This is a genomic window from Mycobacterium sp. smrl_JER01, assembly GCF_048513595.2.
In the GTDB taxonomy this organism is placed as follows: Bacteria; Actinomycetota; Actinomycetes; order Mycobacteriales; family Mycobacteriaceae; genus Mycobacterium.
In genome coordinates this window covers 875,083-897,518 of record NZ_JBLXXK020000001.1, presented here as the reverse complement: position 1 = coordinate 897,518, position 22,436 = coordinate 875,083, and the positions used below count along the sequence as shown (strand labels likewise).

The following is a 22,436-nucleotide window of genomic DNA, read 5'->3' as shown; positions in this document are numbered from 1 at the left end:
CGGGTACCTCGGGTGACGGCCCGGGTCCGAGAGCGTCGCGCTTGCGGCATCTCGGTTGCCCGGTAACGTGCTGCGTGACGGTGATGGATCTCGCCGGAGCGACGACGCTCGAACCGCCCACGGGCTGATGGTTCCTACCAATCGAGACGTTGGCTGGGAGCTGCCCGTGTACTTTGTACCGCGATCTGCTGGATCGTCCGGCACCGCTGAGCCGGCGGTGGCAGCGACTACTTCCCACCGTCGTCGTCGAGGGGTGCGTTCATGAGTGCGCAGGCGGCCGAACCGGACGATCGGCCCTCAGACCCGTACTCGGAACTGCCCACCGATCCCGACGTCACCGACACCAGGCCGCTGCATCGACGGCCGGCCGCCCTGCTGTGGGTCTTCGGTGGCGGCATCGTCGGCACCGCGCTCCGGTACTGGGTGGAGGAGCTGTTGCCGCACGACCCGACCCAGTGGCCGTGGGGGACGTTTCTGGTCAACCTTGTCGGCGCGTTCCTGTTGGGCACGCTGCTGGAGGGGTTGGCCCGCGCGGGCGACGACGCGGGCTGGCGCCGGCGGGCCCGGCTTTTCGCCGGCACCGGCGGCTGCGGAGCCTTCACCACCTACAGCACCTTGTCGCTGGAGATCTCGATGCTGGGGACGCACGCCGACGTCACCGTGGCGGCCGCCTACGGTCTGGCCAGCGTGATCGCCGGAGCGGTGCTGGCCTGGCTGGGAATCGTGGTCGCGTCGGGGGCCCACGCCCGGAGGGCGCCGGCATGATCGTCGCGCTCACCCTGGTCTGCGGGGCACTCGGCGCGGTGACCCGGTTCGTCATCGATGCCGCGGTCAAACGCCGGTGGTCCTCGCCGTTTCCCTGGGCCACGTTCGGCATCAACGTTTCCGGGTCGTTCCTGCTGGGTGTGCTGGCTGCCCTGGTGCTGTTTCACGGGCAGCCCACGGCCTGGCAGACCGTCCTCGGCACCGGCTTCTGCGGGGGTTACACGACGTTCAGCACCGCGAGCTTCGAAACGGTGCGATTGGTGCAGCAGAAGCAGCGACTGCGCGCGCTGTCGAACGCGCTGGGTTCGCTGGTCGCCTCGGTGCTCGCCTGCGCCGCCGGGCTGGGTCTGGTGTGGGCGCTGTAAGCGAAGCGGCTCCGTCCCGGCGCCGGAGTTGAGGGGGTTTGCCGATCCCTGGCACACCTCGCCGGCTGCGGGAAGACTGAGCCGATGGACCAACGACAGTTGGCCGACTTCCTGCGCACCCGGCGCGAAGCGCTGACCCCCGCGGACGTCGGCCTGCCCAACGGCCAGCGCCGCCGTGCCGCGGGACTCCGGCGTGAGGAGGTCGCCGCACTGGCGATGATCTCGACCGACTACTACAGCCGGATGGAGCAGCGGCGTGGGCCGCAGCCGTCGACGGATGTGCTCGCCTCGCTGGCGCGTGCGCTGCGTCTGACACTGGACGAGCGTGACCACCTGTTCCTGCTGGCCGGCCACAACGCACCCGCGCGCACCGCCGTCGGTGAACACGTCAGCACCGCCACGATGCGTATCCTCGAGCGGCTCGCCGACACGCCGGCGCAGGTGATGTCGGCACTCGGCGAAACGCTGGTGCAGACCTCCGCGGCCCGGGCCCTGCTCGGCGACCAGACCGTCCACCGGGGGCTGGCGCGCAGCGTCCTGTACCGCTGGTTCACCGACCCCACCTCGCGCGCGATATATCCGGCGGAGGACCACGCCGCGATCGGACGCAACTACGTCGCCGCGGCCCGGATGGGCTACACCCGGGACGGGGCCGGCTCGCGAGCGGCCCAGATCGTCGACGACCTGCTCAGCCGCAGCGACGAGTTCACCGACCTGTGGAAACAGCACCTGGTGGGCGCGGCGCACGAACTCGACAAGCGTCTGGTGCATCCGGCGCTCGGAGTGCTCGAGGTGCAGTGCCAGATCCTGCACGACCCCACCCAGCTGCACACGCTGCTGGTGTTCACCGCCGAACCCGGGACACCGAGTCACGCGAAGCTCGCCGCCCTGGGCGCGGACCCGCAGTCCTATCTGCGCGACGGCCCGCAGGGCGTTTCGGTCGGCTCCGCGATCAACGGATCGACAGTCCCTGAATAACGTTCCGGGACTTCGCCACAGTGGACGACATGACACGTAAAGCCACAGTGGACGTACCCGATCTGCACGGCAAATCGGCCGTGATCACCGGCGGCAGCGACGGAATCGGCTTCGGACTGGCCGGCCGGCTGGCGGCCGCGGGCGCCGAGGTGATCCTGCCGGTGCGCAACGCCGACAAAGGCAGGCGCGCCGCCGAGAGCATCCGCGCCGCGACACCCGGAGCCCGGGTCGACACCCGCCGGATGGACCTGTCGTCGCTACAGTCGGTCGCCGAGTTCGCCGACGAGCTGCTCACCGAGGGCCGGCCCATCCACCTGCTGATCAACAACGCCGGGGTGATGAACCCGCCCCGGCGCCAGAGCACCGCCGATGGTTTCGAACTACAGTGGGGCACCAATCATCTCGGACACTTCGCGCTGACCGCGCGGCTGTTTCCGCTGCTGAGAGCCGGTGGTGCGCGGGTGACGACGCAGTCGAGCATCTCGGCGGCGCGCAACGCGATCAACTGGGAGGACCTCAACTTCGAGAAGTCCTACGCGGTGGCCAAGGCCTACAGCCAGTCCAAGATCGCGAACCTGATGTTCGGGCTGGAACTGGACCGCCGCAGCAGGCAGGCGGGCTGGGGCATCAGCAGCAACGTCTCGCATCCCGGCGTGACGGCCACCAATCTGCTTGCAGCCCAGCCACATATGGGTCGCACCGGAGATACGCTCAGCGTCCGGCTGATCCGCCGCCTCGCCGGGCTCGGGATCCTCACCCAGACCGTCGATCAGGGTCTGCTGCCCGCGCTGTTCGCCGCCACCCACCCTGACGCCGAGGGCGGTAAATTCTACGGGCCCAGCGGTTTCCAGCATCTCAGCGGAGCCCCCGCCGAGCAGCAGGTGTATCGCCCGGCGCGCGACGCGGCCGATGCCGCCCGGCTCTGGTCGGTGTCCGAGCGGCTCGTCGGGGTGCAGTTCGCGCTACCGCGCGCCGAGGCTTAGGCCGGGGCCTTAGCCTTAGCCGCCGAGGCTTTAGCCGCCGAGATTGCGGCCAGGGTCGTGATCTGCCAGGCCACACGACCGTGGACGCAATTTCGGCAGCTAAGCGGACCGAGCGGCTCGCCAGCCAAGCGGACCGAGCGAGCAGCCAAGCGGACGAGCGACTAGGGGGCGTCCGACTCCACAGCACCGGTGGGGGCCCAGCAGTTCATCGCGGACTCCAGCCCGTCTTGGCTGAGCGCGTTGACCGGCAGGCGCTCCTGGCCCGGTCGACAGCGCATCCCCTGCAACAGGATCGCGACATAGCGCCGCCACAGGTCGGCCGACACGTCGCCGGCGTACTCGCTGACCGTCCCCGCCATCAGACCCAACAGCGGCATATCGGTCGCCGACACCTCGGGCCGTAGATAACCGTCGCGCTTGGCCCGGTCGACGAGCTTGGCGATGCGCGGATGCAGCCGCGTCCGGCCGACGTCCACCCGGCGCCCGCAGTAGGCCTTGCTGAAGGCGACCTCACGCAGACCGCGGTCCGTCGCCGTCACCTCACAGAGCTGCCACACCAACCAGGCGAAACCCTCCCACGAGTCCTCGGCCTCCAGCGCGGTGTCGGCGAGCGCGACGAGCTGATCGATCCCGTTCTCGAAGATGGCCTCGAACAAGGCGTCCTTGGTCGGGAAGCGCCGGTACACCGTGCCGACTCCCAGGTTGGCATGGTGGGCCACCTCGTTCAACGTGGCCTCCAGCCCGCGGGTGGCGCAGAGTTCGCGGGCGGCTTCGATGATCTTCCGTCGATTGCGCTCGGCATCCTTGCGCAGGCCCGCCGCCTCGGGATCCCCAGCACTCATGTCGCCGAGTGTACGGAGGGCTGCCGAGCGGATAGCCGCCTCAGCTCAGGATCTCGCCGACGGCGCCGGCCAGCAGCCCGATGACCCGCGGAGGACCACCCCGCGAAGGACCACGGGCGCGATGTCCGGGCGCAGGCATCCGTCACGCCGCGCTCGTTCCCACCAGCTTCATCAGCAGGACCAGCCGCGCGCGGACGCGCTTCCCACAGTTGCCGCCGTCGGTCTTGCTGTAGACCGTAAAGCCCCCGGCCGGTTCCGGTGAGACACTGGTGCTCGACGAGCCGAACGAACCCCTCCCACGAATCCTCCTGTCGCACAGCTGCTTCCGACAGACAGGCCACCTCGCCCGCAGCGGTGAGCACGCGCCGCTGATGCGCCCGGCATCCGTGATCAGACCACGGCAGAGTTTGTCAACCACGAAACCCAATTTCGTGATGTGCCTTACCATAACGCTATAACCGGATTGACGCTATCCGGTTGTGCGCATAGATTGCCTAACAGATCGCATGCCTGCTGGCGGCTTGCGGAGTCCCTCGTCGAAAGGCATGACTTTGCCTGCAGCTTTCGCGCGCAGAGATTTTCCCAGAATGCCGTTGCCCGGCTGTGCCGATCGCACCCGGCGCGCGCGGTGATCACCGTTGTCAAGCGGGTCTGGCTGCCCGTGCTGGTGATCGCCGCGGTGGCACTCGGTGCCGTGACGGTGGCGAATCTGCGGTCGGTGTTCGGCTCGGACAAGGCCATCGTCACGCCGGTGGACGCCGACACCGCCGAGAACTTCAACCCCAAGGTCGTCACGTACGAGATCTTCGGCACCGGCTCCACCGCGACCATCAACTACGCCGACCTGGACGGAAAACCACAGCGCACCGGCGAGGTGAGTCTGCCCTGGTCACTGACCCTGGAGACGACGTTGCCGTCGGTGATGCCGAACATCATGGCTCAGGGCGACGGTCAATCCATCACCTGCCGGGTCACCGTCGATGACGAGGTGAAGGACGAGAGGACGGCCGAGGGCTTGAACGCCGCCACCTACTGCCTGGTGAAGGCAGCATGACCACGTTCACCGACGCCCTCCCGCCGGCGCGGCACGCGGCCCCCGCCCGCCCGAAGCTGCCGCGCTTCATCCGCACATTCGCCGTGCCTATCGTGCTGGCCTGGATCGCCATCGTCGCGCTGCTCAACACCGTCGTGCCGCAGCTCGAGGAGGTCGGCAAGCTGCGCGCGGTGTCGATGAGCCCCAACGATGCGCCCGCGCTGATCGCGACCAAGCACGTCGGCGAGAAGTTCGAGGAGTACGACACCTCCAGCTCGGTGATGATCGTCGTCGAAGGCGAGGAGCCCCTCGGTCCGGACGCGCACGCGTTCTACGACGAGGTGGTTCGCCAGCTCAACGCCGACACCGAGCATGTGCAGCACGTGCAGGACTTCTGGGGTGACACCCTGACCGCGGCCGGCGCGCAGAGCATCGACGGCAAGGCTGCCTACGTGCAGGTCTACATCGCCGGTGACCAGGGTGAGACCCTGGCCAACGAATCGGTGCACGCCGTGCGGGCCATCGTCGACCGCAACCAGGCGCCCGCTGGGGTCAGCGCCTATGTCACCGGCCCGGCGGCGCTGACCACCGATCAGAACATCGTCGGCGACGCCAGTATGAGGACGATCGAGTCGGTGACGATCGGCATCATCATCGTGATGCTGCTGATCATCTACCGATCGGTCGTCACGACGGTCGTCACCATGGCGATGGTCTTCGTCGGCCTGTTGTCGGCCCGCGGCATCGTCTCTTTCCTCGGGTACTACCAGGTTTTCGGGCTCACCACCTTCGCCACCAGCATGGTGGTGACTCTGGCCATCGCCGCCGCCACCGATTACGCGATCTTTCTGATCGGGCGATACCAAGGGGCCCGACGATCGGGGATGGACCGAGAGTCGGCCTACTACGACATGTTTCACGGCACCACCCACGTGGTGCTGGCTTCGGGACTGACGATCGCCGGTGCGACCGCCTGCCTGCACTTCACCCGGCTGCCGTACTTCCAGAGCATGGGTTTCCCGCTGGCCATCGGCATGATCATCGTGGTGGCCGCGGCGCTGACCCTGGGTCCGGCGCTGATCTCGATCGTGACGCGGTTCGGCAACGTGCTGGAGCCCAAGGGAAATGGGCGGGCACGAGGCTGGCGCAAACTCGGGTCGGCGACCGTCCGCTGGCCCGGCGCGGTGCTGGTGATGGCCACCGTGCTGTGCCTGGTCGGCCTGCTGGCCCTGCCCGGTTACCACACCAATTACAACGACCGCATCTATCTGCCCGACGGGGTGCCCGCCAACGTGGGTTACGCCGCGGCCGACCGGCACTTCTCCGACGCCAAGATGAATCCCGATCTGGTGATGGTCGAATCGGATCACGATATGCGCAACCCGGCGGACTTCCTGGTGATCGAGAAGATCGCCAAGGCGTTGACCCGGGTGCACGGAATCGCTTCGGTCACCACGATCACCCGCCCGGACGGGAAGCCGATCAAGCACGCGTCGCTGGCGTACACCATCAGCCAGAGCGGCAACGGGCAGATCATGAACAACGATTTCCAGCAGACCGTGTTGGAGAACACCTTGCAGCAGGCCAATGAGATGCAGGTGACCATCGACTCGATGGAGGAGATGCAGCGGATCACCCTGGAGCTGTCTGAGGTCACCCGCGAGATGGCCGACAAGATGAAGGACACGTCGGCGAACCTCAACGAAGTCCGGGACCACCTGGCGGATTTCGACGATCAGTTCCGGCCGTTGCGCAACTACTTCTATTGGGAACCGCACTGCTACAACATCCCGATGTGCTGGGCGCTGCGTTCGGTGTTCGACAGCCTCGACGGCATCAGCACGATGTCCGACGATTTCGCCGAGCTGGTACCCAGTATCGAGCGGATGGCGCAACTGACGCCGCAGATGGCGGCCCTTATGCCCGCGATGATCCAGACGATGAAGAACCAGAAGCAGATCATGCTGAATCAATACCAGGCGCAGAAGATGCAGCAGGATCAGAACATCGCCATGCAGGAGGACACCACGGCGATGGGCGAGGCGTTCGACACCGCCCGCAACGACGACACGTTCTACCTTCCGCCGGAGGCGTTCCAGACCGCCGACTTCCAGCGGGGCATCAAACTGTTCATGTCCCCGGACGGGAAAGCAGTGCGCTTCACCGTGTTCCATCAAGGTGACCCGTTGACCGAAGCAGGCACCGCCCGCATCGATCCGCTGCGCGTCGCGGCGGCCGATGCCATCAAAGGCACGCCGCTGGAGGGCTCCACGGTCTATGTCGGGGGCAGCGCCGCGATGTACAAAGACATGCAGCAGGGTGCCGACTACGACCTGCTGATCGCCGCCGTGGCATCGCTGATCCTGATCTTCCTGATCATGGTGATCCTCACCCGGGCCGTCGCGGCTGCCGCCGTCATCGTCGGCACCGTGGTGTTGAGCCTGGGCACGTCGTTCGGTCTGTCAGTTCTTCTGTGGCAGCACATCATCGGGATCCCGCTGGGCTGGATGGTGTTGCCCATGTCGGTGATCGTGCTACTTGCCGTCGGCGCGGATTACAACCTACTGCTGGTGTCGCGCATGAAGGAGGAGCTGCACGCCGGAGTGAACACCGGAATCATCCGGTCCATGGCCGGCACCGGATCTGTGGTCACCGCAGCGGGATTCGTGTTCGCCTTCACGATGATCGGCATGATCGTCAGCGACATGATCGTCATCGGCCAGGTGGGCACCACCATCGGACTCGGGCTGCTCTTCGACACGCTGGTCGTACGCTCGCTGATGACACCGTCCATCGCGGCTCTGATGGGCAAATGGTTCTGGTGGCCGATGCATGTGCGGCAACGACCGAAGCCTCAACCCTGGCCGCGCGGCGTCGCCGCAGCGATGAGGACGTGACCGGGCACAACGTCCGATCGGTGATGCGGGCCGTGCTGATGACCCTCACGGCGGCGACCGTGTCCGCCGGATTCAGAACTAGGCCGCGAGAGTCACCTCGGCCGCCGCCGAAGCTGCGTGGACCGTCGGCAGCTTGACCGACATACCCTCGACCGTCACGCTGCCCCACGAGTAGAAGTTCAGGAACGAGAACGTCGAGGTCACGATCTGCACCGTCACCGACTGCCCCGGCTTGAGGGTGTGCGCCACCTGCTCCATCGAGAAGGTCACCGTGCGGGTCTCGCCGTCCAGCTCGACAGGGATCGGAGTGGCCTGATTGCCGAGCACCAGACCCGTTGCGTCGTCGACGATCTGGGCGTACACATGCTTGGCCGTCCCGGTTCCCGAGTACGTCAGTGTCAGCTCCGGCGCCCCGACGATGTGGGTGTCGACGGCAACATCGGGCACCCGCAGGTTCACCGCGTTGACCGCAGGCGCCGCCGACGGCAACCCGAGCAACGTCGCGATCAGGCCCCGCGTGATGATGAGCGGATTCGGTCCCGACCCGCCGACGAACGGGACATACAGCAGCGTCTTGCGCTGACTGCGAATCGCCTCGATGACACCGGCCGAACCCTGGGCCGGGTACTCCTTGGACGCGTACCACTGGCCGTTCTGGTCCACCCATTCGAACTGTGCCCCGGTGTCGACGCTTTCGTCACCCTTGACGTAGCGGTCCAGCCACCCCAGGGTGCGGTCGATGACCACCGAGCCGTCGTTGCGGTCGCTCAGACACGCCCCGTGCCCGCCGCAGTACCACACCACCTTGGTGGTGGTTCCCGCCTCGATCAGACCCACCGCGTTGGCGTGCGCCTGACTCAACGTGAACAACGTGTCGACGGTCCCCTGAATCAACAGTGTGGGTGCGGTGATGTCCTGGATCTGATCGGCGTAGCTGAAGCTTTCCACCAGGTCGATGTCGGACTGCTGCGCGATTCCGAACAGCACACCCATGATCGCCACCGGGAAGATCCGGGGGTGCTCACGGGCCAGTGTCAGCGCCAGCACGGTCGGAAGGATCGTCCCCCAACCGCTGTTCACCGCTCCGCGCGGAAACAGCACATCGACGAGGTTGTTCCACGAGATGGTCGGCACGATGGCGTCGATCCGGTGATCGATTGCGGCGGTGGCCAATTGGATACCGCCGCCGTATGACGCACCGGTCATCCCGATCTTCGGGTCGTTGACGGCGTCCAGCGCAACCTCGGGCAGCGTCGCCAGATAGCTGATGATGTGCGACATGTCGCGTCCCTCGAGGTCCGGGGAGTTGAGGTGCATCACGCCCTCGGACCGCCACTCTCCGCGCGGATCCCAGGTCACCACGTTGTAGCCGGCCGCCCGCAGCGCGCCGATGCCGATCACGTCATTGGGCAGAAAACCGTCCTTGGTCAGGTTCAGCGTGGTGGCGCCCGGCAGACCCAGACCCGGCCCGTTGAGCACGGTCGGCGCCGCTTCACCGGCCTTCAGGCCTTTTGCGGGCATGAAGTTGACGAAGATGCGGGTTCCGTCGAACGACGTCACCCGGAAGCTGCGCGCCAGCGGAGTGCCCTCCGGTGCCCAGTGGTCGATCGGGAACCCGATCAGCGGGTGCAGAAAGTCGCCCACAAAGGGGATTGCGTGGATCACGCCGACGACCGGCGTCCACAGCAGCGGCCCCAGCACCGGGATCCGCTGCAGCCACTCCAAGGGCGGCGTCCACTCCTCGACCACCACATCGGTGGGGATCGGATAGGAGGCGGCGGCCAGGCTGGCGGCCACCTGATCGCCCACCGACTGCGGGGTCTCGTTGGTCGCCTCACGTCCGGCGGCCAACACCGACATCATCAGCGATGCGAGCGCCGGAAGGGTGGGCGCCCCGGTGTCGGAGGACTGTTCGGGCAACGTTGCATCCGAGAGCTCTCTGGTCTCGGTGTCAGCGGGCACCACCGAGGCCGGCTCACCCTCGCTGGGCACGTCGAGGACCGGCTCGGTGACCGTCGCGGGTGCCGCCTCGTCGGTGGACTCGTCGACGGCGGTTGCCTGATCCTCGACCGGCAGCTCAACGACTACCGGCTTGTCGACCGCGGCGACCGGCGACCCATCGCCGGAGACGACCTCGTCCCCGACAGTGAACTCCGGTTCGCTGTCGTCGACGGCCGACTCGGTGCCCGACGACGGGCGGTCCTCGACCGGCCCCGGGGCGGATTCGTCCCCGTCTGTGTCCGCGTCGACGTCGACCCCATCCTGGTCGGACTCCTCGTCGGTGTCGACGTCCCCGTCGGTGTCCGCGTCGGCGTCGGCGTCGGCGTTCCCGTCTTCGTCCTCGTCGGCGTCGGCGTCCGCGTCTTCGTCGGCATCCTCGGCTGAGTCGTTCTCGCCGCCCGGATCGCCATCCTCGGATGCGGTTGTCCCATCGCTTTTCTCGGTATCACCCGTGGTTGCCGACGATGCGGCCGCCCCGGCTGACTGCGATGACTGCGCCTTGGACTCCGAGGCCGAAGGGCCAGAATTTTCGTCCGCGTAAGCGGTGCCCGCGCCGGCGACCACCGCCGCGCCGATCCCCAATGCGACTGCCAACCCACCGACTCGACCCACGTATGACCCCGCACCCATGAGCACTGTGTCTACCCTGCCCCGCCAGCCTCCGGCAGGACTTTCGGCAATTTCTTACTCCCGAGTCAGTTACTGGCGGCGAGGCCGGGGCTCTCTTGTGACGCTGCGGCGCGTTTACCGCCGAGACGTCCGGCCACCTGTACATTGAAGCCACTGCAACCCTCGAACCGCCCGGCCCGAGGCCCATCTGGGGTGAACCCGAGGAGGCCACACTCTTCCCGCAGTGTCGAACTCCAGCGGCTGCCATCCTGCACAGACTTCAGTCATAGGGGTCGTCATGAGCAGATTCACCGAGACGATGTACGACAACGCCCGGCGCAGCGCCCGGCCCTTTGTCACCGGGGAGCCCGACGCTCCGGTGCGGCAGTCCTGGGCCGAGGTGCACCACCGTGCCGGCCGGGTGGCCGGCGGTCTGTCCCGCGCCGGCGTCGGTCCCGGTGACGCCGTCGCGGTGCTCGCCGGTGCCCCCGTCGAGATCGCCCCGACCGCCCAGGGAATCTGGATGCGCGGCGCCAGCGCCACCCTGCTGCACCAGCCCACACCCCGAACCGACCTGCTGCGCTGGGCCGCCGAAACCGCGGCGGTCATCGACATGCTCGCGGCCACGGTGGTGGTGATCTCCGATCCGTTCCTGACCGCCGCCCCGGTGCTGGCCGAACGCGGGATGACCGTGCTGACCGTGGCCGAACTACTCGGCCACGAACCCGTCGGCCCCGTCGACAGCAACGACGATGACATCGCGCTGATGCAATTGACCTCCGGCTCCACCGGATCACCCAAGGCTGTGCAGATCACCCACGCCAACATCGTCGCCAACGCCGAGGCGATGACCGCCGGTTGCGAATTCGACATCGCCACCGACGTGATCGTGAGCTGGCTCCCCTGTTTTCACGACATGGGGATGACCGGTTATCTGACCGTACCCATGTACTACGGCGCCGCTCTGGTGAAGGTCACCCCGATGGACTTTCTTCGCGATATCTTGTTGTGGCCCAGGCTGATCGACAAGTATCGGGGCACCATGACCGCGGCGCCGAACTTCGCCTACAACCTGCTGGCCAAACGGCTACGGCGGCAGGCCGAGCCCGGGGAGTTCGACCTGTCCTCGCTACGCTGGGCCCTGTCGGGCGCCGAGCAGGTCGACCCGCTCGACGTCGAGGACCTGTGCGACGCCGGTGCGCGTTTCGGCCTGCACCCCGAGGCGATCATCCCCGCCTACGGCATGGCCGAGACCACCGTCGCGGTGTCCTTCTCCCCCTGCGGCGCGGGGATGATCGTCGACGAGGTGGACGCAGACATGCTCGCCGCGCTGCACCGGGCGATCCCGGCGCACAAGGGGCACACCCGACGCCTGGTGGCGTTGGGTCGACCGCTGGACGGCCTGGAGTTGCGGGTCGTCGACGCCGACGGCGCCGAGCTTCCGGCCCGCGGGGTCGGCGTGCTGGAGGTCCGGGGCGATGCGGTGACCTCCGGCTACACCACCGTCGCCGGCTTCATCGGCGCGCAGGACGCTCGCGGCTGGTACGACACCGGCGATCTCGGGTATGTCACCGAGGGTGGCGAGGTCGTCGTCTGCGGCCGGGTCAAGGACGTCATCATCATGGCCGGCCGCAACATCTACCCGACCGACATCGAACGCGCTGCCGGCCGCGTCGCCGGCGTCCGGCCGGGGTGCGCGGTGGCGGTGCGCCTCGACGCCGGACACTCCCGCGAGACCTTCGCGGTCGCGGTGGAGTGCAAGGACTTCGACGACGTCGCCGAGGTGCGCCGCGTCCAGCGTGAGGTCACCCACCAGGTCTTCGCCGAGGTCGACGCCCGCCCCCGCAGTGTCGTGGTGCTCGCCCCCGGCATGATCCCGAAGACACCGTCGGGCAAACTGCGCCGCGGACACGCGCTGACGTTGGTGAGCTGACTCAGCTCTGCCGGTCCGGAAGAGCAAGCCGGTTGATCGTGCACCACACCTGAAAGTACTGGCGCGCAAGCGGTCCCGTGGTGTAAGGCAGACGGTACCTGGCACACACCTCCCGCACCTGTTCGGCGATCTGCGCGTAGCGGTTACTCGGCAGGTCGGGGAACAGATGGTGCTCGATCTGGTAGCACAGGTTGCCGCTGGCAAATGCCAGCGCCGGGCCCGCGTTGAAGTTCGCCGAGCCCAGGATCTGGCGCAGATACCACTGCCCGCGGGTCTCCGTCTCCAGCACGTCTTCGGTGAACTTCTCGGCGCCGTCCGGGAAATGACCGCAGAAGATCACCACATAGGCCCACAGATTGCGCAACAAATTGGCCGTGATGTTGGCGAGCAGGGTTCGGCGCCAACGGGTCAGGCTCAAGGCGGGCAGGACGACGTAATCCTTCAACGCCTGTCGGCCGATCTTGCGCACGAAGGCCATCCGGGCCGCGGTCACCTTGACGGGGTCCGCCACCAGCCGGTCCCGTTCGGAATGCACCCCGTGCAGACCGATCCCCCATTCGAAGATCACCGCCAACAGGATGTTGCGGAACGGCTGGGCCAGGTGTTCGGGCTTCCACGGCACATCCCGGGTCACCCGCATGATGCCGAAGCCGAGGTCGTCGTCGACCCCGACGATGTTGTTGAACACGTGGTGTCGGTAGTTGTGCGAGTACCGCCACTGTGAGGACACCCCGACCATGTCCCATTCCCATGTGGCCGAATGGATTTCGGGATCGTTCATCCAGTCCCACTGGCCGTGGCCGACGTTGTGGCCGATCTCCATGTTCTCGACGCTCTTGGCGAACGCCAGCATCGCCGTCCCCACAACCCAGCCGGTCCGGCGTCTGCTCGTCGCGATCACCAGTCGGGCGAGTACGTCGAGAGTCCGCTGGAAACGGATCGTGCGGCGGATGTATGCGGCGTCCGCCTCGCCGAGGGAGTTCTCCACCCGGCGGCGGATCTCGTCGAGTTCACGGCCCAGTTCGTCGACCTGCGCATCGGTCAGGTGCGAGAAGACCGCGACATCGCTGATGGCCGAGGTGGTCAGTTCGCCCCCAGCTGGCGTGTGACCTCGCTCGACGGCGTCGAGGAGGTGGTCTGTGAATCGCTCATGACAGCCTTCCTGGCTGAAGAAAAGAGTGTGGGCTGGCAGGGATGCCCTGCCAGCCCACACTACGGATTTCGAAGTCTGTTTAGACCGCGGTCACCCGGACCGCTTGCGGCCCCTTGGAACCTTGCTCCACCTCAAACTCGACGCGCTGATTCTCGTCGAGCGAGCGGTATCCGTTACCGCTGATTTCCGAGTAGTGGACGAACACATCAGGTGCGCCGCCATCCGGAGCGATGAAGCCGAAGCCCTTATCGCCGTTGAACCATTTCACAGTTCCCTGTGCCATACTTTTTCTTCTCTCACTTTGCACGAATGTCAGACCGACATCCTCGATCAGGCTATCACGCCGGACCGCAGAATCCGCCCCTCGCGCACCAATCTGGTCGAAGTTCTTACACCGCAGAGGTTTTCACACGTGTGTGGTTTTGGAGATCGCTACACCCGCAGGCCGGTGTTCCGCGTCTCCCATCGGGCCCCGCAGTTTCAGACACGGTCTGCCAATTCGCCCCAGCTCTTGCTCTCGGCCTCGGCCAGCTGCATCACCACGCACGCGGTCTGAAAGAGACGGCCGTCGCCGGACCCGCCGGAGGTGGGCAGCCGGGCCGCGGTGCGCAGCACCATGGCGCCCAACGCCTGCGAGGTCATGCTCGGCACCACCAGAAGTTTCGCGCATGCGGTACGCCCGTCGACATTCATCAGCCTCGGCCGGCGGTGGTGCTCACCCGGACGCGCCAGATGTGCCGCGTGGGCGATCGTCTCAAGGTCGAGCTGACCTTCGGTGGCCGACCAGTTGACCCGGATACCGACGATCTCCCCGAGTTGGGCGTGCAGTGCCCCGACCAGATCCGGCAATTCCATGGCCATCGCCGCCGAATGCGGCCACCAGGCGCCGTCGATTCCGGTGCCGAGTTCCTTGGCCAACGTGACACGAATGGGCTTCGCCGCTCGCCGAGCGAGCGGAATCCCGTTCACCGAGAGCGCTTTTCGGAGTATCCATTCTGCGGTAGATCAGAGAAGACGGGGTTCTGCACCTGCTCGTCGGACGTGTTGCGCACCGGTTCGGCGGGCGAGGTCTGTCGATGGGAGAACAATTCAGAGGAGTCCATACAAAAAGGTCCTTGGGTGGTACGAGGCGAACCCCGCACAATGGGCGAGCGAAGAAGATCGCGTCGCGGGTCGAGTACGTTCCTGTCACGTCGTGGCGGCGGAACAACTGTCCGCGAACTCAACCTGAACTCGACGATACACCCCACCCGTCACGCGGGCCCGCTGATCGGGCACTTCGGCGCCGCGACCGGGCCCGGCGCGTCGACCACCCGCCGGGCCCTGACCTGGATCTGCGCACCCCGATGGGGCACGAAGATCACGTGCTTGAGCCGCCTGCGCTCGTCGCGCGCCGTGGTGGTCTGCAGCTCGACGCGGCGCAGGATCTCGCGCAGCACCACCGTGAACTCGACCATCGCGAACGTCGCCCCCAGGCAGCGTCGGTTACCGCCCCCGAACGGTAGATACGACGACGGACTCAGCGTCGCGCCGAGCATCCGGTCCGGGTCGAACCGCTCGGGACCGGGATAGATCCGAGGATCGGCGTGCACCACCACCAGCCCGGGGATCACCATGACGCCGGCGGGCAGCCGGTGACCGGCCAACTCGACCGGGCGGGTGAGCACCCGGCCGACGTCGAACACCACCGGCCGGGCGCGCAGCGTCTCCCTGGCCACCGCGTCCAGGTAGTCGTCGTCGCCCTCGTGGGCCGCCCGCACGGCCTTGGCCAGCACTTCCGGGTGCCGGATCAGCCGTTCCAGCGCCCACGACAAGCCGGTCGCCGTCGTATCGTGCCCGGCCACCAGCAGGGTCATCAGCTGATCCCGCAGCTCACGGTCGGACATCTCGCCGGCACGCACCAGCATCGCCAACGCGTCGGTGCGGGCGGCCAGATCCGGGTCGCTGCGCCGGTCGGCGATCTCGGCGTAGAGCAGGCGGTCTGCTTCGGCCATGGCTGCGCGGACCGTGCGCCACGGTCGACGACGCAGCAGATCGCGGTTGGCGATCGCGAGCGTCTCCCACGGCCCGACGCTGAGCACCCTCGGCATCACCTCGCGCAGTGCGGCCAGCCGGGCCGGGTCGCCGGCGCCGATCACCGTCCGCAGAATCACCTCCAGGGTGATCTGCGACATCTTCGGGGCGGCCGGAAAAATCCTGCCGACCGGCCAACCGGCGATGTTGTCGGCGGCGATCCGCGCGATGACGGGGGTCTGCGCGGCCACCGCGTCCCGGGCGAACGGCGCGAGCATCAGCCGCCGGCGGCGGCGGTGCCGCTCGCCGTCGACCACCAGCACCGAGGTGTCCCCGAGCAGGCCCTTGAGCATCGAGTTCGCTTCCCCGGCGTGATAGACGTCCGGATCGCCGGCGAAGACGGTTTTGATGTCGGCGGGGTCGGTCAGGTAGACCAGCGTGCCCATCGAGGCCACGCGCAGCGTGAACGCAGGCCCGTACCGGCGTCGGCACGCGGCGACGAAGCGGGGACCGCAGCCCAACATCAGCCCGGCCTGCAACGCCGCAGGCAACGGCGGGCCGGGCGGCAACGACGTCGTCGTCATCACCCCAGCCTAGGAGGCGCCGCCATGGCCGTCGGCGGGTTTCTCGACGCAGTCCGGTAGCAGCCCGGTAGCAGACCGATAGCAATGTCCTGAAACCCACGAAATCCGTTGACTGATCTTGCGCACGGCTGGGTAGCCCGAAAAGTATGACTGTTATCGCAGCACCGCAGACGTCAGCCACATCCCAACAGCTGACGGTCAGCGGCGCGGCGACGGCCACCGAGGCCGCGCACCTGCGCCGGCGGATCGGCGAATGGCTGAGCGACCGCGGGGTGCCCGATGTGCAACGCAACGACATCCTGATGGCCGTCAACGAAGCGCTGGCCAACTGCGTCGACCACGCCTACACCGATCACCCCGCAGCGGGGCCGATGACTGTCCGCGCCGATTTCGAGCCGGCCACCCAGTCCCTGAGCGTGTGCGTCACCGACCACGGCAGCTGGCGTCCGCCGAGCGCGCCGCGACCCAACGACCCGCGAGGCCGCGGGGTGGCGTTGATGCACGCGCTCACCGACCACTGCACCATCAGCGGACGTCGCGACGGCACCACGGTGTGCCTGGACTATCGCTGCGGCGCGGGGATCTAGCCGAGAATGTCGACGATCAGATAGATCGCCGTCGCGGCGAACAACGCCACGAAGATCGCCACCGCGACAAAGGTGATGACGGCCCGCGGCGTCAGATTGCGGCCCGCGGCCGGATCTGGGTTGGCCGTGGCGCTGGTCTGGGCCGAGTCCGGCGGCGTCTCACCGGGCGGAACACCCCCGGACGGCTCCTGGCCGGGGGTGTTCGCCGGATCCGGGTCAGGCGGAAGTGCGGTCACAGTCCGTCCTGACGGGCAGCTCGGCGCTGATCTTTCTCGGCGGCGCTGAGGTCCTCCAGCCGGTCGGCATGAGCCCGCGCACCCGTCGCGGCGCTGCGCTTGGCCGCCGCGTCCTGCAGCTCCCGATCGGCGGCCGACGTCACCACCTTCTCCGCCGCCCGGCTGCGGTCCTGTGCGTTGCGTTTGGCCTTCTCGGCGGCCTGCACCTTCTGACCGGCCGCCTCGTCGACGTCCTGCTTGGCCTGCGCGGTCCGGTTGGCGACGCTCTGTGCGACGTCCTGCGTGCGCTTGTCCGCCTTCTCCTGCGCGTTCTGCACCCGACGGCGGGCTTCCTGACCGGCCTGCTGCGGCGCGGTCGCGGCCTCTTCACGTTTGCGCCGCAACTCGTCGGCGGCCTGGTGCTGCTGCTGCTCGGCGACCTCGTCGAGGCGGGCGGCCTCGACGAGCGCGGCGGCCTTCTCGAGGCGGGTGATGCCCCGCTCCTCCAGGTCGCTGTCACGCAGCAAGCCTCCGGCGGTGGCGTCGACAGCGCCGATGGTGCGTTCGTAGAACAGCCGGGCCGGCGCCTCGCTGTCGACCGGGCCCATCACCCGGTCCTCGAACAGCTGCAACGGCACACGAGCCAGCCGGTACTGGAATCGCAGCACGGCGAACGGGATGTCGGTGATCCTCATCGTCAACTCCTCTGGATGTCTGCTGGGGGGTCATCTGCGCTCAGGGCCGGCCGGGGTCGTCGCTGCCCTCGGCGCGGCGGCGGAGCCGTTCGGCCTGGGCCTTGGTCTGCACGGCTTCCTCGGCGGCCTGCTGATAGCCGGCAGCGGCCTCGTGGTACTCCTCGGCAGCCTCGGCGACCTGTTCGCGTCGGTCTTCGGTCGCGCGCTGCACCTCGCGTTCGACCTCGGACTCGAACGCGGTGCGGGCCTCGGCCACATCACGCTGACCGGCCTGCTCGACGGTCTGCCGCTGGGCGGCCTGCTCGCCGCGCACCGCGCTTTCCGCGGTGGCCGCGCGCACCTCGGCCGCGGCCCGCTGCTGCGCACCTTCGAGTTCGGCCTCCCGGGCCTGTTCACGGGCCTGCGCCGCCGTGGCGTCGGCCTCGGCCTCGACCCGGCTGGCCTCGCGGCGCTTCTTGGCCTCGGTCTGCTCCAGCTGCCCCTCGGCGGTCAGCGAATCGTTGCCGGTGACGGCGCCGGCCAGCTCTTTGGCCTTGCCCTTCACCGTCTCCGCGAAGCTCTTTCGAGTCTGGGCGGCTTTGTCGTCGCTCATCGGCGTCTCCTCAGGAATCGTCGTGAACTGCCGACGTACCCGCCCGGGAGACGTTTACACGGGGGTGTCGCGCATCACGTCGCGCATCACTTGGTGGCGCCGTTGACGACCGGTTTGTCGATCATCCCGCGCTCGACACCCCACATCGTGGCGATGGCCCGGTACTCACCGGACTCCATCAGGTGCTCCAATGCCAGCCGCAGCGACTCCGCCAACCCCGACCCCTTCGCGACCGGCCATCCGTACGGCGCCGAGTCGAACACATCCCCGGCAGGGACCAGATCCCCCCGGCTGAGTTTGATCGCGAAGCCCGTCACCGGGGAATCGGCGGACATCGCGTCCACCTCACCTTTGATCAGCGCGGTGGTGACCTCGTCCTGGTTCTTGAACACCACCATCTCGATCGGAGCCATTCCCGCCGCCGTGCACTGGTCGCTTTTGGCGGGCAGCTCCTTGGTCTCCTGCAGAGTTCCTTCTGCCACACCGACTTTGAGCCCGCAAGCGGCTGCCGGGCCGAGCGCGGTGCCGGGGCGGCGGGCCCACTGCGTACCGGCCTGCAGATAGGTCACGAAGTCGACGAGCTCTTCGCGCTCCTTGGTGTCGGTGACCGCCGACATCCCGACGTCGAAGGTGCCGTCGACCACCGCGGGCAGGATTTCGTCGAAAGCGGTGTCGCGGTAGTCGGGCACCAGGCCCAGTACCCGCGAGACCGCGCTCATCAGTTCGATGTCGAACCCGACGAGTTGACCGTCGGCATTCTTGAACTCCATCGGTGCATAGGGGACGTTCACGCCGATGACGAGGCGGCCGGTGTCCCGGATGTCGGCGGGCACGGTCGCCGCGATGGCGTCGACAGCCCCCTCGGGCAGTCCCGGCCCGCGGTCCCGCCACGGCGCCCACACCCAGATCCCGACCAGAACCAGCGCGGCGACCAGCACCCCGGCGCCGGCCACGATCAGCCCCTTGCGCGGCGTGGCACGTTCGGGCCGGGCAGCGTGGCGTGAGCTGCTGCCGGTGCGGCGGGCCGGGGCGTTGAGCGCCCGCTTGGCGGCCTGGGCGAGTTCACCGGCCGACTGGTAACGCTGGGCGGGCTTCTTCGCCATGCCCTTGGCGATGACCTCGTCGAAGGCCGCCAGTCGCGGATCCACGTCGGAGGGACGCGGAATCGGCGACACCATATGCCCGGCGATCTGCTGCTCCAGGCTCTCCGCCGGGTAAGGCCTTGCGCCGGTGAGACATTCATAGAGCACACAGGTCAGCGCGTAGATGTCGGAGCGGGCGTCGACCTCACCGCCCTCGAAGCGCTCCGGCGCCATGTAGGCCAGCGTGCCCAAAGTGCTGCCGGCGGTGGTCAGGCCCTTCTCGCCTGCGGTGCGGGCCAGTCCGAAATCGATCAGGTAGACGAAGTCCCGTCCGGTGATCAGGATGTTGGACGGTTTGATGTCGCGGTGGATCAGACCGAGCCGGTGCGCGCTGTCCAGTCCGTTGGCGACCTGCTCGACGACCGTGACGGCGAACGCCGCCCCGAGCGGTTTCTCCGTCTCCTGCAGCATGGTGCCGAGGTTGCGCCCCTCGATCAGGCGCATGTCCAGGTAGAGACGGCCGTCGATCTCGCCGTAGCCGTGGATGGGCACGACGTGGGGATCGTTGATGCCGGCGGCGGCCTGGGACTCGCGCCGGAACCGGGCCTGGAAGGTCTCATCGGTAGCCATGCTGTGCGGCAGGACCTTCAGTGCGACGACACGGTCGGTCTTGGTGTCGTAGGCCTGGTAGACCTCGCCCATCCCGCCCCGGCCGATCAGCTTTTGAAGCCGATAGTGCCCGAATGGTGTCGCATTCACCGGTGCTCTCCTCGGCTGCGGCCAATCGGTATCGCGATAGAAGCTACCTCATGTTTGCCGGGGCCGCCCGGACGCTCGTCAATTGCGTTGAGGCCGGTTTGCCCGTTTCGGGCGGTCCGGTTCAGACGACGCGACGGCGTACTTCGCAGGGTGCAGCATTCTTACCACGTCGCGTCGATTCCGACATGTTCAGCGGCGCTGCTCGTCCCGCCGAATACCGTGGTGGCATGACTGATCAGCCGTTCGTCGATGCCGCTCATCCCCCGGACACTCTGCTGCGCGTGGTCAACCCGACGTTGCGCGCCGCGCTGCGGACCCCGCTGGGCCGATTCCTCGGCGATTTCATGCTCGTCGGCTTCACCGGGCGAAAGTCCGGTAAGCAGTACTCCACGCCGGTCAGCGCGCACCGGCTCGAGGGTGAGCTGTACGTGGTGCTCGAAGCCCCGTGGAAGCACAATTTCGCGGGTGGCGCCGACGCGCAGGTCTCCCACCTGGGCAGCACCCGCACCATGCGAGGCGAACTGATCACCGACCGGGCGGCCGTCGCCCACATCTGTGAGCGGGTCGCCACCTCCTACGGTCCGAAGAAAGGTCAGCGACAGCTGGGTCTGCGATTCCGGGACGGCCGGCTGCCCACTCTCCCGGAATGGGAGGACGCGGTGGACCGGCTCGGGATCGCCGCCATCAAGCTGACGGCGAGCACCTGACGCCGACGCTCACAGCAGACGGGGCAGACCGTCGGGAACGGTGAACGACGCACCCGTCTGCACCGGCGCGCCCGGGCGGGTGACGAACGGGACCGTCCGGAAGTCGGCGCGCATCTCCGCGGCGGAGATCCGAGTGCGCACGTAGCCACGGCGATTGCTGAAGTACCGGACGGCGGGGTTCTCCGGGAGAACGGCCTCGACGTCGGCGCGGGTGTCCGAGCCGTCCCCTCCCGACGAGATCGACGTGGTCACCAATTCCGTTGCCACCCTGCGGGACAGCGGGTCGCCGGCGCGCTCGTAGACCTCGGCGGCCCAATGCGCGTGCACGTCACCGGTCAGCACCACCGCGTTGCGCACCGGCGAGTTCACCATCCCCGCGGTGATCCGGTCGCGGCTGGCGACGTAGCCGTCCCATGCGTCGGGGTTGAATCCGCGTTCCGGGCCCGGCGTGAGGTCGAGCTGACTGAAGAACACCTGTTGGCCGAGTAGATCCCACCGGGCTCTCGACTGCCGAAAACCGTTGAGCAGCCATTGTTCCTGCGCGGGGCCGGTCAATGTGCGCAGCGGGTCGTGGCGCTGCGGGCAGTCGCTGCGGTACGTGTCGCCGCAGGCCTGATCGGATCGGTACTGGCGGGTGTCGAGCATGTGGAACGTCGCCAGCGCGCCCCATTGGATGCGCCGATACAGCTGCATGTCGATGCCGCGGGGCCGGGCCGACGAGCGCAGCGGCATGTTCTCGTAGTAGGCCTGCAGAGCGGCCGCGCGCCGGGCCGGAAAGTCGGGCTGGGGCTCCTCCGGCACCTCACCGGCCCAGTTGTTGTCCAGTTCATGGTCGTCGAACACCACCAGCCAGGGCGCCGCGGCATGCGCAGCCTGCAGATCCGCGTCGGTCTTGTATTGCGCGTAGCGCTGCCGGTAGCCGGCCAGGCTCACCGTCTCGGGGCCGATGTGGGTGCGCACCGCGCCGGCACGGGCCGCGTACTCGTATTGGTAATCACCAAGGTGCAGAACAAGATCCGGTTGCTCCTCGGCGAGCCGCCGGTAGGCGGTGAACCAGCCCTGCTCGAAGTTCGAGCACGAGGCGAAACACATCGTCAGCGGCGACGCCAGCGCGTCGGTTGCCGGCGCGGTCCGGGTCCGGCCCGCAGGCGAGAGATAGCCCTCGGCCCGGAACCGATAGAAGTACTCGCCGCCGGGCCGCAACCCGGCGACTTCGACGTGCACGCTGTGCGCCGACTCGGGTATCGCCGTGACCACCCCTCGCCGAGCGATCCGGGTGAAGGTCTCGTCGTCGGCGATCTCCCACTCCACGTCCACGACGCGCGCCGGCATGCCGCCCAGTCCGTCATCGGCCAGCGGCCGCGGTGCCAACCGGGTCCAGATCACCACCCCGTCGGGGCTCGGCTCCCCGGAGGCCACCCCGAGGGTGAACGGATCGGTGGCGACGACGCCACGTCGAGGTTCGGCGGTGAACCCGAGCAGCGGGACGGTGGCGAGGCCGACCGCACCCTTGAGGACGGCGCGACGGCTGAGGTTCGGCGACACGGCGAAGTGTCGGAAAGCGATCTGTCGAGCCGGTGACGCGCGGGCGTCGGGTGTCCCGACACAGTCATGCCGTCACGAGAACTCGTCATGAACGACCG

Annotated in this window: 20 protein-coding genes and 1 riboswitch; of the genes, 9 read left to right on the top strand and 11 right to left on the bottom strand. The window is 67.8% G+C overall.

Features of this window, described 5'->3' with window-relative positions; all coding sequences use genetic code 11:
• Positions 1-70 precede the first annotated feature (70 nt).
• Positions 71-144, top strand: a riboswitch (Fluoride riboswitch).
• Positions 145-261: 117 nt separating this feature from the next.
• From ACNUDN_RS04365 to ACNUDN_RS04350, 4 genes are all read left to right on the top strand, one after another.
• Positions 262-765 (top strand): fluoride efflux transporter FluC, encoded by a 504-nt coding sequence (locus ACNUDN_RS04365; RefSeq protein ID WP_419120809.1) that lies wholly within the window; start codon positions 262-264, stop codon positions 763-765.
• The gene (gene crcB / locus ACNUDN_RS04360) at positions 762-1,130 is read left to right on the top strand and encodes a fluoride efflux transporter CrcB (RefSeq protein ID WP_419120808.1); all 369 of its coding nucleotides are present in this window, start codon (positions 762-764) and stop codon (positions 1,128-1,130) included. Before ACNUDN_RS04365 ends, crcB begins: the two co-directional genes overlap by 4 nt.
• Before the next feature lie 84 nt (positions 1,131-1,214).
• Positions 1,215-2,108: a helix-turn-helix transcriptional regulator gene (locus tag ACNUDN_RS04355; protein WP_419120807.1), complete on the top strand. Its 894-nt coding sequence runs from the start codon at positions 1,215-1,217 to the stop codon at positions 2,106-2,108.
• Positions 2,109-2,137: 29 nt separating this feature from the next.
• Complete coding sequence (locus ACNUDN_RS04350) at positions 2,138-3,091, top strand: SDR family oxidoreductase (RefSeq protein ID WP_419120806.1); 954 nt, start codon at positions 2,138-2,140, stop codon at positions 3,089-3,091.
• 161 nt (positions 3,092-3,252) lie between these two features.
• On the opposite strand, the gene ACNUDN_RS04345 is transcribed toward ACNUDN_RS04350, so the two are convergent.
• A complete protein-coding gene (locus ACNUDN_RS04345) occupies positions 3,253-3,933 on the bottom strand; it encodes a TetR/AcrR family transcriptional regulator (protein ID WP_419120805.1) in 681 nt (226 codons plus the stop codon).
• A 628-nt stretch (positions 3,934-4,561) separates the two neighbouring features.
• Here ACNUDN_RS04345 and ACNUDN_RS04340 point away from each other — a divergent pair.
• Positions 4,562-4,987, top strand: coding sequence for an MmpS family transport accessory protein (locus tag ACNUDN_RS04340; RefSeq protein ID WP_419120804.1), 426 nt, complete (start codon positions 4,562-4,564; stop codon positions 4,985-4,987).
• Positions 4,984-7,863 carry an MMPL/RND family transporter gene (locus ACNUDN_RS04335; RefSeq protein WP_419120803.1) on the top strand — a complete coding sequence of 960 codons (2,880 nt, stop codon included), beginning with the start codon at positions 4,984-4,986 and terminating at the stop codon, positions 7,861-7,863. Before ACNUDN_RS04340 ends, ACNUDN_RS04335 begins: the two co-directional genes overlap by 4 nt.
• 78 nt (positions 7,864-7,941) lie before the next feature.
• On the opposite strand, the gene ACNUDN_RS04330 is transcribed toward ACNUDN_RS04335, so the two are convergent.
• Entirely contained in the window at positions 7,942-10,494 is a 2,553-nt protein-coding gene (locus ACNUDN_RS04330) for a S15 peptidase family protein (protein ID WP_419120802.1), read from the bottom strand.
• Between the two features lie 277 nt (positions 10,495-10,771).
• Here ACNUDN_RS04330 and ACNUDN_RS04325 point away from each other — a divergent pair, with 277 nt between their 5' ends.
• Positions 10,772-12,406 carry a fatty acyl-AMP ligase gene (locus ACNUDN_RS04325; RefSeq protein ID WP_419120801.1) on the top strand — a complete coding sequence of 545 codons (1,635 nt, stop codon included), beginning with the start codon at positions 10,772-10,774 and terminating at the stop codon, positions 12,404-12,406.
• A 1-nt stretch (position 12,407) separates the two neighbouring features.
• Here the strand turns inward: ACNUDN_RS04325 and ACNUDN_RS04320 are convergent, their stop codons facing one another.
• The 4 genes from ACNUDN_RS04320 to ACNUDN_RS04305 all read right to left on the bottom strand — a co-directional run bounded on the left by ACNUDN_RS04320 (position 12,408) and on the right by ACNUDN_RS04305 (position 16,156).
• Positions 12,408-13,493 carry a fatty acid desaturase family protein gene (locus ACNUDN_RS04320; RefSeq protein ID WP_419125015.1) on the bottom strand — a complete coding sequence of 362 codons (1,086 nt, stop codon included), beginning with the start codon at positions 13,491-13,493 and terminating at the stop codon, positions 12,408-12,410.
• Positions 13,494-13,638: 145 nt separating this feature from the next.
• Positions 13,639-13,842 (bottom strand): cold-shock protein, encoded by a 204-nt coding sequence (locus ACNUDN_RS04315; RefSeq protein WP_419120800.1) that lies wholly within the window; start codon positions 13,840-13,842, stop codon positions 13,639-13,641.
• Between the two features lie 197 nt (positions 13,843-14,039).
• On the bottom strand, positions 14,040-14,528 hold the full coding sequence (locus ACNUDN_RS04310; RefSeq protein ID WP_419120799.1) for a DUF5994 family protein: 489 nt from the start codon (positions 14,526-14,528) through the stop codon (positions 14,040-14,042).
• Between the two features lie 284 nt (positions 14,529-14,812).
• Positions 14,813-16,156 (bottom strand): cytochrome P450, encoded by a 1,344-nt coding sequence (locus ACNUDN_RS04305; protein WP_419120797.1) that lies wholly within the window; start codon positions 16,154-16,156, stop codon positions 14,813-14,815.
• A gap of 146 nt (positions 16,157-16,302) precedes the next feature.
• Between ACNUDN_RS04305 and ACNUDN_RS04300 the strand changes: the two genes are divergently transcribed.
• Positions 16,303-16,743 (top strand): ATP-binding protein, encoded by a 441-nt coding sequence (locus ACNUDN_RS04300; RefSeq protein ID WP_419120796.1) that lies wholly within the window; start codon positions 16,303-16,305, stop codon positions 16,741-16,743.
• Here ACNUDN_RS04300 and ACNUDN_RS04295 read toward each other — a convergent pair.
• From ACNUDN_RS04295 to stpK7, 4 genes are all read right to left on the bottom strand, one after another.
• On the bottom strand, positions 16,740-16,979 hold the full coding sequence (locus ACNUDN_RS04295) for a DUF6480 family protein (RefSeq protein ID WP_419120795.1): 240 nt from the start codon (positions 16,977-16,979) through the stop codon (positions 16,740-16,742). The genes ACNUDN_RS04300 and ACNUDN_RS04295 overlap by 4 nt on opposite strands.
• Positions 16,976-17,653, bottom strand: coding sequence for an IF2 family translation initiation factor (locus ACNUDN_RS04290; RefSeq protein WP_419120794.1), 678 nt, complete (start codon positions 17,651-17,653; stop codon positions 16,976-16,978). The genes ACNUDN_RS04295 and ACNUDN_RS04290 overlap by 4 nt, the downstream gene beginning before the upstream one ends.
• 40 nt (positions 17,654-17,693) lie before the next feature.
• On the bottom strand, positions 17,694-18,245 hold the full coding sequence (locus ACNUDN_RS04285) for a CsbD family protein (RefSeq protein WP_419120793.1): 552 nt from the start codon (positions 18,243-18,245) through the stop codon (positions 17,694-17,696).
• 86 nt (positions 18,246-18,331) lie between these two features.
• Positions 18,332-20,086 carry a serine/threonine protein kinase StpK7 gene (gene stpK7, locus ACNUDN_RS04280; protein WP_419120792.1) on the bottom strand — a complete coding sequence of 585 codons (1,755 nt, stop codon included), beginning with the start codon at positions 20,084-20,086 and terminating at the stop codon, positions 18,332-18,334.
• A gap of 227 nt (positions 20,087-20,313) precedes the next feature.
• Between stpK7 and ACNUDN_RS04275 the strand changes: the two genes are divergently transcribed.
• On the top strand, positions 20,314-20,793 hold the full coding sequence (locus ACNUDN_RS04275; RefSeq protein WP_419120791.1) for a hypothetical protein: 480 nt from the start codon (positions 20,314-20,316) through the stop codon (positions 20,791-20,793).
• 9 nt (positions 20,794-20,802) lie between these two features.
• Here ACNUDN_RS04275 and ACNUDN_RS04270 read toward each other — a convergent pair whose 3' ends face one another.
• Positions 20,803-22,338 carry an alkaline phosphatase D family protein gene (locus ACNUDN_RS04270; protein ID WP_419120790.1) on the bottom strand — a complete coding sequence of 512 codons (1,536 nt, stop codon included), beginning with the start codon at positions 22,336-22,338 and terminating at the stop codon, positions 20,803-20,805.
• Positions 22,339-22,436: the final 98 nt, after the last annotated feature.

Excerpts from the sequence above, each read along its gene's own strand:
- ACNUDN_RS04365 (WP_419120809.1), top strand. The coding sequence starts at position 262 with ATGAGTGCGCAGGCGGCCGAACCGGACGATCGGCCCTCAGACCCGTAC.
- crcB (WP_419120808.1), top strand. The coding sequence starts at position 762 with ATGATCGTCGCGCTCACCCTGGTCTGCGGGGCACTCGGCGCGGTGACC.
- ACNUDN_RS04355 (WP_419120807.1), top strand. The coding sequence starts at position 1,215 with ATGGACCAACGACAGTTGGCCGACTTCCTGCGCACCCGGCGCGAAGCG.
- ACNUDN_RS04350 (WP_419120806.1), top strand. The coding sequence starts at position 2,138 with ATGACACGTAAAGCCACAGTGGACGTACCCGATCTGCACGGCAAATCG.
- ACNUDN_RS04345 (WP_419120805.1), bottom strand. The coding sequence starts at position 3,933 with ATGAGTGCTGGGGATCCCGAGGCGGCGGGCCTGCGCAAGGATGCCGAG.
- ACNUDN_RS04335 (WP_419120803.1), top strand. The coding sequence starts at position 4,984 with ATGACCACGTTCACCGACGCCCTCCCGCCGGCGCGGCACGCGGCCCCC.
- ACNUDN_RS04330 (WP_419120802.1), bottom strand. The coding sequence starts at position 10,494 with ATGGGTGCGGGGTCATACGTGGGTCGAGTCGGTGGGTTGGCAGTCGCA.
- ACNUDN_RS04325 (WP_419120801.1), top strand. The coding sequence starts at position 10,772 with ATGAGCAGATTCACCGAGACGATGTACGACAACGCCCGGCGCAGCGCC.
- ACNUDN_RS04315 (WP_419120800.1), bottom strand. The coding sequence starts at position 13,842 with ATGGCACAGGGAACTGTGAAATGGTTCAACGGCGATAAGGGCTTCGGC.
- ACNUDN_RS04305 (WP_419120797.1), bottom strand. The coding sequence starts at position 16,156 with ATGACGACGACGTCGTTGCCGCCCGGCCCGCCGTTGCCTGCGGCGTTG.
- ACNUDN_RS04300 (WP_419120796.1), top strand. The coding sequence starts at position 16,303 with ATGACTGTTATCGCAGCACCGCAGACGTCAGCCACATCCCAACAGCTG.
- ACNUDN_RS04290 (WP_419120794.1), bottom strand. The coding sequence starts at position 17,653 with ATGAGGATCACCGACATCCCGTTCGCCGTGCTGCGATTCCAGTACCGG.
- ACNUDN_RS04285 (WP_419120793.1), bottom strand. The coding sequence starts at position 18,245 with ATGAGCGACGACAAAGCCGCCCAGACTCGAAAGAGCTTCGCGGAGACG.
- ACNUDN_RS04275 (WP_419120791.1), top strand. The coding sequence starts at position 20,314 with ATGACTGATCAGCCGTTCGTCGATGCCGCTCATCCCCCGGACACTCTG.